We start from the raw sequence: 9,359 nt of genomic DNA on the forward strand, positions 1-9,359 counted from the left end.
CGATATGACCGAGATCCTAATCATCGAATAGGAACAATACAAGAACAAAACGGAACGAAACGGGAAGCTGGCGGCGCGGCGCGCCGTGCGCTAACGCAAGGACCATGTTGACCGTCCTGATCCACGGCGCCGACGATCCGGCCTTGCTCGCCCAGACCCTGGCACCCCTCGTCGCGGGCGCCGTCGAGGGCGTCCTGCGGGACGTCGTGGTCCTCGACGCGCAGGCAGACGACGTGCGCCGCGTCGCCGATCATGCCGGCTGCCGGTTGGACGGGATCGAGGAGGTGCTGGCCGGGGCCGGGACGCTGAAGGGCGACTGGATCCTCCTGGTCCGGGCCGGCGAGCGACTGCCCGACAACTGGATCGATCGCGTCATGCGCTATGCCGGCGGGCTTTCGGGCAAGGGCGAAGCGGCACGTCTGCCGGACCCGGAAGCCGGCGTCTTCGATCGTCTTTTCGGGCGATCGGGCGGGGCGGTGCTTGTTTCCAAGGCGGCGCTCGCAGCCAAGGCGCCGTCCGCCGCGGGTCGGATCGACAGGCTCCTGCGGTCGCTTCGCCCTCGCCCGATGCGACGGGGCGGCTGAGGTACTTAAGCCGAAAGCCCGCCGCGTCGCAGGTGCTCGTCCAGACGCGGCATGATCTCGACGAAGTTGCAGGGGCGGTGGCGGTAGTCGAGTTGGGCCTGGAGAATGCCGTCCCAGGCGTCGCGGCAGGCGCCGGGCGAGCCGGGAAGGGCGAAGACGAAGGTCGCGTTGACAACGCCCGCCGTCGCGCGGGACTGGATCGTGGACACCCCGATCTTCTCGAAGGATACGCGGTGGAACACGATGGAAAACCCGTCCATCCGCTTGTCGAAGATCGGCTCCAGCGCCTCCGGCGTCACGTCGCGCCCGGTGAAGCCCGTTCCGCCCGTCGTGATCACGACGTCGACGGCGGGATCCTTCGACCAGCCGAGCACCGCCACCCGGATCGCGTCGATGTCGTCCGGCGCGATGCGCCGGTCGGCGAGGCGATGGCCGGCCGTCTCCAGCCGCTCGACCAGCGTGTCGCCCGAGCGGTCGTCCGCGGGCGTTCGCGTGTCGGAGACGGTCAGAACCGCGATGGACAGGGGAATGAAGGCGCGTTCGGTCATGATCTCTGCCCCGCCAGTCGGGTGGCCTCGACCCACCAGCCGGGATGGGCGGCTGCGATCGCCCTGGCTGCCGCCTTGGCTTCGGTCTCCGCCGCAAACAGGCCGAACACGGTCGCGCCCGAGCCGGACATGCGAGCAAACCGCGCGCCGGAGGCCTCCACGGCCTGCAGCGCCTCGCCGATCGCGGGCGCCAGCGCCCGGGCCGGCGCTTCGAGATCGTTGCGCGCGGCGGCGAGATAGGCGGCCAGCGTCTCCAGATCGGCAAAGCCGGCGGCCGGCGGCAAGGGCAGGGGCGGGTTGTCGCGGCACCCGAGGCCCGCGAACACGGCGGGCGTCGCGACCGGCACGCCGGGATTGACGAGGAGAAGCGGCAGCGAGGGCAGGGCGGCCAGCCGCTCGGCCCGCTCACCGATCCCGCGCACCACGGCCGCTTCGCCGTTGAGGCACATCGGCACGTCGGCGCCGAGCGCGAGACAGCGGTCGGCAAGGAGGCTCCCGAGCGAGGGATGGCGCGACGAGAGAAAGGCGAGCAGCGCACCGGCATCCGCAGAGCCGCCACCGATCCCCGCCGCATGCGGCAGGTGCTTGGTCAGGCGGATGGCGAGGGGCGCCAGCCGCACGCCGGCCTGCGGCGCCAGCTCCTGCGCCAGCGCCAGCGCCTTGAGGACGAGATTGGCCCCGTCCGTCGGCACGCCCACGCCCAGCGGGCCGTCGACCGTCAGCGCGTCGCGGGGGCCGGGCGAGATCTCCAGCCGGTCGCCCACTTCGGCGAAGGCGACGAGGCTTTCCAGCTCATGGTAGCCGTCGGCGCGGCGGCCGACGACATGCAGCGCGAGGTTGATCTTGGCGCGCGCCGCGACGGTGCTGATCCAGGGGGCGTGGACGAAGGCGTCCATGCCTTGTCAGTTCGAGACCTTGGGTTCGGGCGTCGATCCGCCCGCCGCGGGCGGGGGCGCGACCGTCGCGGTGTCGGCCACGGGCGCCAGACCCTCGGCGAGCTTGCGCTTGATCTTCTCGACCTCGGCGGCTTCCGGCGCGGGATCGCCGACCAGCGCGCGGTTCCACTGGAAGCGCGCCTCGCGCTCGCGACCGACGCGCCAGTAGGCGTCGCCGAGATGGTCGTTGAGCGTCGGGTCGGCCGGCATGATCAGCACCGCGCGCTCCAACTGCTCCACCGCCTCGTCGAAGCGGCCGAGCCGGTAATAGGCCCAGCCGAGCGAGTCGATGATGTAGCCGTCGTTGGGGCGCAGGTCGACGGCGGTGCGGATCATCTCCAGCCCCTCGTCGAGATTGCGGTTCATGTCGACCCAGGAATAGCCGAGATAGTTCAGCACCTGCGGCTGGTCGGGCTGCAGCTCGAGCGCCTTGCGGAAATCGGGCTCGGCCTTGTCCCACTGCTTCTGCCGCTCGTAGGCGATGCCGCGCTGGTAGTAGATGTTCCAGAGATTGGGCGCGTCCTCGGGAGCGAGCGTCAGCGCCTTGTCCAGCATGGTGACGGCCTCGGCATAGTCCTTGTCGGCAGCCAGCACGTCGGCCAGCGCGAGATGCGCCTGGAGGTCCTCCGGATAGCTCTTCACAGCCTCGCGAAGGTGCACCTTGGCCTCGTCCTTGCGGTCGGCCTGCCAGAGGTCGAGGCCCATCTGCAGCTCGGCCGTGCGCCGGAAGGGCGAGCCCTCCGGAATCTGCTTGTAATAGGAGATCGCGAGGTCGATCTGCTTGGACCGGTCTGCGACGCCTGCCAGCGCCGTCAGGAGCTTGTCGCTCGGCACCTTGGCCACGGCCTTGGCGAACTGGAAGTAGAGAAGGGCCACGTCCTGCCCGTCACCCCGGTTGATCGCCTGGCCGAGGATGTAGAGCGTCTCGGCGGCGCCCCCTTGCGCGTCGGCGATCGGCGGCGCGATCTCCTTGCCCTCGTTGATCGCCGTTTCGAGCTGCGTCAGCGGCTCGTAGGCGGGGGCGAGTTCGAGGCCCTTGGCCACGGCGTCCAGCGCCTCCCGCTTGCGGCCGGCGCGCGCTTCGAGGCGCGCCAGCGCCTCGGCGCCCGCGAGATAGGCGTCGACGGAGGTCTGGGCCGAGCTCTGGTCCGAGATCAGCGCGCCGAGCGACGAGCGCGCCCGGTCGAGATCGCCGGTGAACCCGGCGATCAGGCCGGTCTGGTACTGGTTGAACGCGGCGAACCAGGTGGCGCCGCGCAGGTCGTCGATCCGGCGGATCGCCTCCTTGCTACGACCCGCGCCGACATCGCCCCAGGCCGAAAGATGCGCGACCAGCAGGCTGTCGAGGTCGCTCGTGTCGCGCAGCTTTAGAGACTCAATGGCGGCGTCGAAGCGCCCGTCGTGCAGCGCGTCGAGCGCGACGGCGATCTGAGCGACCTTGCCCACCGTCTCGTTGTCTACGAGCTTGGCGGCAAGGTCCACGCCGTCCTGAAAGCGTCCGTCCGCGAGATAGGCGAACATCGCCTCCTGCTGCAAGACATCGGAGGTCGGGTCGAGCTTCAGCGCTTCGTCGTAGTAGTCGGCGGCGATGCCGGGCTGGCGGTTCTCGCGCGCCAGCTTGGCGGCGAGATAGGCGCCGGAAAGCGACTGCACGTCCACCGTCGCCCGCTCCGTGCCGGTGGCGGGTGCGTCCTGCGCAGCCGGCTCGGTGGTCTGGGCGCCGGCAGGCCCGGCCAGGACGGCGGCGGTCATGGCCGCGGCCAGTGCGATCCGCGAGATCAGCGTTCTATCCACGTCGAACTTCCTCTTTTCCGACCCCGCCGATGCGGTCGCGCCGTCGAACCGTGCGCCCGCTCCACTTCCGCGTTCAGAATGTTTATTTTGCGACGGTCGCGAATGCCAGCCGGCTGGAAAGCCTATCGGATTCGCTCGATGGAGAAGGCGACCACCGCCTCGAGCGCGTCGCGGTGCGCGCCCGCCGACAGGACGGACAAGGCCTGGCTCGCGCGCCGCCCGTGCTCCTTGGCGCGTGCCTTGGTCGCCTCCAGCGCGCCGTGGCGCGCCATCAGCTCGCGCGCCTTCGCCAGGGCCGCGTCGTCGTTGCGCCCTTCCTCCATGGCCGAGCGCCAGAAGGCGCGCTCCGCCTCGTCGCCGGCGGCATGGGCGAAGATGACCGGAAGCGTGATCTTGCCCTCGCGGAAATCGTCGCCGACATTCTTGCCGAGCGCATCGGCCGAGCCGCCGTAGTCGAGGACGTCGTCCACGAGCTGGAAGGCGAGACCGAGATGCAGGCCGTAGTCGCGCATGGCGGCCTCGAACTCGGCTCCCGCGCCCGCGATCACCGGCCCCACCTCGGCGGCGGCGGCGAACAGCTCGGCCGTCTTGGCGCCGATCACAGCCATGTAGTCGGCCTCGGTCGTCGTCATCTGCTTGGCCGCCGAGAGCTGCCAGACCTCGCCTTCCGCGATCACGGCCGAGGCGTTGGAGAGGATGGCGAGCGCCCGCATGGAGCCGACCTCGACCATCATCTTGAAGGCCTGGCCGAGCAGGTAGTCGCCCACCAGCACGCTCGCCTGGTTGCCCCAGATCGTGCGCGCCGTCTTCTTGCCGCGGCGGAGGTCGCTCTCGTCCACCACGTCGTCGTGGAGGAGGGTAGCCGTGTGGAGGAACTCGACGCTCGCGGCGAGCTTCACGTGGTTCTCGCCGCGGTAGCCGAAGGCCAGCGCCGAGGCGAGGGTCAGGATCGGGCGCAGCCGCTTGCCGCCCGACGAGATCAGGTGCTCGGCGATCTCGGGGATCAGCTCGACATTGGACCCCGCCATGGACAGGATCAGCGCATTGACGCGCTCCATGTCCGCGCGCGTCAGGCCGAGGATCGGGTCGATCGACGCGACCGCGCTCGTCTGCTCCAAGGGGCGGGCAAGTGTCACTGGACTTCTCCGTATCGCTGCGCGCGCAATAGCCGGGCGGCGGGAATGCGGCAAGTGCGTAAAGTGGCGCGGCGGGTCGATCGGACCATGCCGGCGCGCGGCGCGGCTTGCGGAGCGCAAGGGTTTCGGCGCAGTGATGGCGCATCATGATCGAACTCCTGCGCTCCAACGATCCCGTTCTCCTGTCCTTCGTGCAGGCGCTCCTGCGCGACGCCGGGATCGTCCATCTCCTCGCCGACAGCCACATGAGCGTGCTCGACGGCTCCATCGGCATCCTGCCGCGCCGCCTCCTGGTGGACGGCGACGAGATCGACCAGGCGCGCCGCCTCCTGACCGACGCGGGGCTCGCCCACGAACTCTCCGACCGTGCCTGACGCCGAGCCGGCCACGACCGACGCCTTTCTCGGCGGCGCCTTCCATCTCCTCCAACCCGCGCGCGGCGGCCTCCGGTCGGGCGACGACGCGCTGCTTCTGGCGGCGACCGTCGAGCCGGGGCAGGGGGGGCGGGCGATCGACATGGGCTCGGGGTCGGGCGCCGCCGGCTGGGCCGCCGCGATCCGCGCGCCCGGTCTCTCGCTCACCCTCGCCGAGCGCGACCCGATGATGGCCGGTCTCGCCCGCCGCACCCTTGCCCTTCCCGAAAACGCCGCGAACGCCCACCGCTTCGCCGTCGCCGAACTCGACCTCCTCGGCTCCCGGCCCGCCCGCGAGGCGGTGGGCCTGCTCGACGGCGCCTTCGACCTCGTCGTCACCAACCCGCCCTTCCATCCGGCCGGCGGCCGCCGGTCGCCCGACGCCGCCCGCGCCGGCGCCAAGAGCGTGCCGGACGCCGATTTCACCGCCCGCTGGATCGCCACCGCGAGCGCCCTCCTGCGGCATGGCGGCGCGTTCCGCATGATCACGCGGCCGGACACGCTCGGCGACATTCTCCCTTCCTGCCGCAACCGCCTCGGCGGCCTGACCCTGCGCGCCGTCCATTCCAAGCCCGAGGCGCCGGCCATCCGCATCCTCCTGGCGGCCACGCGCGGCTCGCGCGCGCCGCTCCGCCTCCTGCCGCCGCTCGTCCTCGACGCGCCGACAAAGGCCGCGCTCTCCGCCGGCACCCTCACCATCGCGATGACGTGACGCGCCTTGGCTTTGGGCGGCGTCGATCCCTACATGCGGGGCGACCGCAGCCCTCACGAAAGCCCCAGCCCGTGCCCAACCCGATCGCCAAGCTGATCCCCAAGCGCTTCCGCAGGACCGAGACCGTCATCCCCGTGGTCCGGCTGAACGGGGTGATCATGTCCGGCGGCTCGCCCTTGCGCTCTTCCATCAATCTCGCCTCCGTCGCTCCGCTCCTGGAAAAGGCCTTCGCCCACAAGGACTCGCCCGCCGTCGCGATCGTCGTGAACTCGCCGGGCGGCTCGCCCGTCCAGTCGCGCCTCGTGTTCCAGCGCATCCGTGATCTCGCGGAGGAGAAGAACAAGCGCGTCGTCGTCGCCTGCGAGGATCTGGCCGCGTCCGGCGGCTACATGATCGCCTGCGCGGGCGACGAGATCGTCGCCGATCCGTCCTCCGTGGTCGGCTCGATCGGCGTCGTGTCGGGCGGCTTCGGTTTCGTCGACCTCATTGCCAAGCTCGGCATCGAGCGCCGCGTCCACACCGCCGGCCAGAACAAGGCGACGCTCGATCCCTTCCGCCCGGAGCGGCCGGAGGACGTCGAGCACCTGAAAGCCCTGCAGCTCGACGTGCACCGTACCTTCATCGAGCTCGTCCAGTCGCGGCGCGGGCCGAAGCTGGCCGACCATCCCGACATCTTCTCCGGCCTCTTCTGGTCGGGCACGCGCGGCCTTGAACTCGGCCTGGTCGATCGCCTCGGCGATCTGCGCTCGGTGCTGCGCGAGACCTACGGCCCCAAGGTCAAGCTTGCCGTCATCCAGCAGAAGCGGGGCCTTCTCGGCCTCGGCCGGGGCGGCGCGGCGGCCTCCTTCGCCGATGCCGCCGTGGAGGCCGTCTTCACCGCGGCGGAGGAGCGTGCCCTCTGGGCTCGCTACGGGCTCTGAGCCCTGCGAGCCGCCTTGCCTTCGCCCGAAACCGCCGGAATATTGGGGAACAGGTGAATCATGGTCGATCCGATGCCCATCCTCCTTTTCGGCCTCGTCGGGGCCGCCGCCTATTTCGGCTACCGCCAGCTCCAGCAGGAGACGGCCAAAGTCGTCGAGCGCAACCGCCGCGCCGAGGCCGAAACGCGCACCGGCGCGCACGGCACGCTGGAGCGCGGCGCCGACGGCGTCTACCGCATCCGCCGCGACTGACGCCTCGCCCTGAGGCTTGACCCCCGCAAGGCGCGCGTGGCAACTCGCGCGGCACAAGAGTGCCGCGCCGAAAACAGCCAAGGTCCGCCGTCCATGTCCGAACTCGCCGATCACATGCGGCCCGAACGCTCCTTCCAGGGGCTGATCCTCGCGCTCCACCGCTACTGGGCGGACTACGGCTGCGTCGTGCTCCAGCCCTACGACATGGAAGTGGGCGCCGGCACCTTCCACCCCGCGACGACGCTGCGCGCGCTCGGCCCCCGGCCCTGGAACGCGGCCTATGTCCAGCCCTCGCGCCGGCCGAAGGACGGGCGCTACGGCGAGAACCCCAACCGCCTCCAGCACTACTACCAGTACCAGGTCATCCTGAAGCCCAACCCGCCCAACCTGCAGGAGCTCTATCTCGGCTCCTTGAAGGCGATCGGCGTCGACATGGCGCTCCACGACATCCGCTTCGTGGAGGACGACTGGGAGAGCCCGACACTCGGCGCCTGGGGCCTCGGCTGGGAGTGCTGGTGCGACGGGATGGAGGTCTCGCAGTTCACCTATTTCCAGCAGGTCTGCGGCATCGAATGCGCGCCGGTCGCGGGCGAGCTGACCTACGGGCTCGAGCGCCTCGCCATGTACGTCCAGAACGTCGACAACGTCTACGACCTCAACTTCAACGGCCGCGAGGGCGCGGAGAAGGTCACCTACGGCGACGTCTTCCTCCAGGCCGAGCGCGAATATTCCCGCTTCAACTTCGAGATCGCCGACACGAAGATGCTGCTCCAGCACTTCGACGACGCCGAACGCGAATGCGCCGCGATCCTCAAGGCCGGCGCGCCCGACGCGGCCGGCGCGCTCCACCGCTGCGTCCTTCCGGCCTACGACCAGGCCATCAAGGCCTCCCACGCCTTCAACCTCCTCGACGCCCGCGGCGTCATCTCCGTCACCGAGCGCCAGAGCTACATCCTGCGCGTGCGCACGCTGGCGAAGGCTTGCGGCGAGGCGTTTTTGCTCACCGAGGCTGGCGGTGCGGGATGGCAGGCGGCGGCCTGACGGCGGCAGGAGCCCGCGGCGCGAAGCCGGCGGTCGGATCACAAGATCCTTCTCCGGCTCCCCGCCCGAGCGCTACCACCGAACCTTCGCGGCATCGACCCGAAGATCGCCGTCGATGCCCGGAAAGCCTCGATACGTAGAACCAACAGGATGGAGCGTTCCTTGTGCGTCCGAACGAACGCGCGATGCTCGGACCTCCGCGCCGGGCCGCTCATGATCGCTCGTCCCCACCGCGCCGAAGCTGAGCGCCGAGGCGCCCTCGCCGAAAGGGTCGGCCGTTGATTCCCTGGGAGCCGCTCGGCACCGCGCCCGTCCCCGGCGGCGGCGAACTGCGCCTCATGCGGCGCGGCTCGGAATATTCCATCATGATCGGTGGGAACGAGCTGATGAACAGCCGCCTCAGCGGCTCGGAGGAGGCCCTGGCCACGCTGGCGGCCGAGCGGATGGGTCCGCGCACCGGTGCGCGTGTCCTGATCGGCGGCCTCGGCATGGGCTTCACGCTGCGCGCCGCGCTGGCGAGCCTTGCGCCCGACGCGCGCGTCACGGTCGCCGAACTCGTGCCGGGCGTCGTTGAGTGGGCGAAGGGGCCAATGGCCGACGTCTTCGGCCAAACGCTGTCCGATCCCCGCGTCGCGATTGCCGTGGAAGATGTCGCGGAGACGATCGACCGCGCGCGCGGCGCCTACGACGCCATTCTCCTCGACGTCGACAACGGGCCGGGCGGACTGACGCGGAGCGGCAATGACCGGCTCTACGGACCCGCGGGCCTTGCCGCCTCCCTTCGGGCGCTGACGCCGGGCGGCATCCTCGGCATCTGGTCCCAAGGGCCGGACGCCGCCTTCACCGCACGCCTCGCCCGCGCAGGCTTCCAGGCGGAAGAGATGCGCGTGAAGGCCGGACGCGGGCGCGGAACGAGGCATGTCCTCTGGTTCGCCACCAAGGCCGCCCGTTAGCCCCCGCCTCGCTCCTCCGAAATCCCTTGGCCAGGCGATCGGAAAACCGAGAGCGCATCATCCGCCGAGCT

At 70.5% G+C, this 9,359-nt stretch carries 11 protein-coding genes; 7 read left to right on the top strand and 4 right to left on the bottom strand.

Going from position 1 to position 9,359, the window contains the following annotated elements; translation table 11 throughout:
- Positions 1 to 104: 104 nt before the first annotated feature.
- Positions 105 to 584: a hypothetical protein gene (locus O5O54_RS20640; RefSeq protein ID WP_279483741.1), complete on the top strand. Its 480-nt coding sequence runs from the start codon at positions 105 to 107 to the stop codon at positions 582 to 584.
- A 5-nt stretch (positions 585 to 589) separates the two neighbouring features.
- Here O5O54_RS20640 and moaB read toward each other — a convergent pair whose 3' ends face one another.
- From moaB to O5O54_RS20660, 4 genes are all read right to left on the bottom strand, one after another.
- Positions 590 to 1,132, bottom strand: coding sequence for a molybdenum cofactor biosynthesis protein B (gene moaB / locus O5O54_RS20645; protein ID WP_279483742.1), 543 nt, complete (start codon positions 1,130 to 1,132; stop codon positions 590 to 592).
- Entirely contained in the window at positions 1,129 to 2,028 is a 900-nt protein-coding gene (locus O5O54_RS20650) for a 4-(cytidine 5'-diphospho)-2-C-methyl-D-erythritol kinase (RefSeq protein WP_279483743.1), read from the bottom strand. Before O5O54_RS20650 ends, moaB begins: the two co-directional genes overlap by 4 nt.
- Before the next feature lie 6 nt (positions 2,029 to 2,034).
- On the bottom strand, positions 2,035 to 3,861 hold the full coding sequence (locus tag O5O54_RS20655; protein ID WP_279483744.1) for a tetratricopeptide repeat protein: 1,827 nt from the start codon (positions 3,859 to 3,861) through the stop codon (positions 2,035 to 2,037).
- Between the two features lie 122 nt (positions 3,862 to 3,983).
- Positions 3,984 to 4,997: a polyprenyl synthetase family protein gene (locus O5O54_RS20660; RefSeq protein WP_279483745.1), complete on the bottom strand. Its 1,014-nt coding sequence runs from the start codon at positions 4,995 to 4,997 to the stop codon at positions 3,984 to 3,986.
- Between the two features lie 146 nt (positions 4,998 to 5,143).
- Between O5O54_RS20660 and O5O54_RS20665 the strand changes: the two genes are divergently transcribed.
- From O5O54_RS20665 to O5O54_RS20690, 6 genes are all read left to right on the top strand, one after another.
- Complete coding sequence (locus tag O5O54_RS20665; protein WP_279483746.1) at positions 5,144 to 5,371, top strand: DUF2007 domain-containing protein; 228 nt, start codon at positions 5,144 to 5,146, stop codon at positions 5,369 to 5,371.
- Complete coding sequence (locus tag O5O54_RS20670; protein WP_279483747.1) at positions 5,364 to 6,122, top strand: methyltransferase; 759 nt, start codon at positions 5,364 to 5,366, stop codon at positions 6,120 to 6,122. Before O5O54_RS20665 ends, O5O54_RS20670 begins: the two co-directional genes overlap by 8 nt.
- A 71-nt stretch (positions 6,123 to 6,193) precedes the next feature.
- The gene (locus tag O5O54_RS20675) at positions 6,194 to 7,042 is read left to right on the top strand and encodes a S49 family peptidase (protein ID WP_279483748.1); all 849 of its coding nucleotides are present in this window, start codon (positions 6,194 to 6,196) and stop codon (positions 7,040 to 7,042) included.
- A gap of 72 nt (positions 7,043 to 7,114) precedes the next feature.
- Positions 7,115 to 7,294, top strand: coding sequence for a hypothetical protein (locus O5O54_RS20680; protein WP_279483750.1), 180 nt, complete (start codon positions 7,115 to 7,117; stop codon positions 7,292 to 7,294).
- A 93-nt stretch (positions 7,295 to 7,387) separates the two neighbouring features.
- On the top strand, positions 7,388 to 8,335 hold the full coding sequence (locus O5O54_RS20685) for a glycine--tRNA ligase subunit alpha (RefSeq protein ID WP_279483751.1): 948 nt from the start codon (positions 7,388 to 7,390) through the stop codon (positions 8,333 to 8,335).
- Between the two features lie 278 nt (positions 8,336 to 8,613).
- Positions 8,614 to 9,288 carry a hypothetical protein gene (locus tag O5O54_RS20690; protein WP_279483752.1) on the top strand — a complete coding sequence of 225 codons (675 nt, stop codon included), beginning with the start codon at positions 8,614 to 8,616 and terminating at the stop codon, positions 9,286 to 9,288.
- Positions 9,289 to 9,359: the final 71 nt, after the last annotated feature.

It is taken from the genome of Aureimonas sp. SK2 (assembly GCF_029813115.1).
In the GTDB taxonomy this organism is placed as follows: Bacteria; Pseudomonadota; Alphaproteobacteria; order Rhizobiales; family Rhizobiaceae; genus Aureimonas.

Excerpts from the sequence above, each read along its gene's own strand:
- moaB (WP_279483742.1), bottom strand. The coding sequence starts at position 1,132 with ATGACCGAACGCGCCTTCATTCCCCTGTCCATCGCGGTTCTGACCGTC.
- O5O54_RS20640 (WP_279483741.1), top strand. The coding sequence starts at position 105 with ATGTTGACCGTCCTGATCCACGGCGCCGACGATCCGGCCTTGCTCGCC.
- O5O54_RS20650 (WP_279483743.1), bottom strand. The coding sequence starts at position 2,028 with ATGGACGCCTTCGTCCACGCCCCCTGGATCAGCACCGTCGCGGCGCGC.
- O5O54_RS20685 (WP_279483751.1), top strand. The coding sequence starts at position 7,388 with ATGTCCGAACTCGCCGATCACATGCGGCCCGAACGCTCCTTCCAGGGG.
- O5O54_RS20665 (WP_279483746.1), top strand. The coding sequence starts at position 5,144 with ATGATCGAACTCCTGCGCTCCAACGATCCCGTTCTCCTGTCCTTCGTG.
- O5O54_RS20680 (WP_279483750.1), top strand. The coding sequence starts at position 7,115 with ATGCCCATCCTCCTTTTCGGCCTCGTCGGGGCCGCCGCCTATTTCGGC.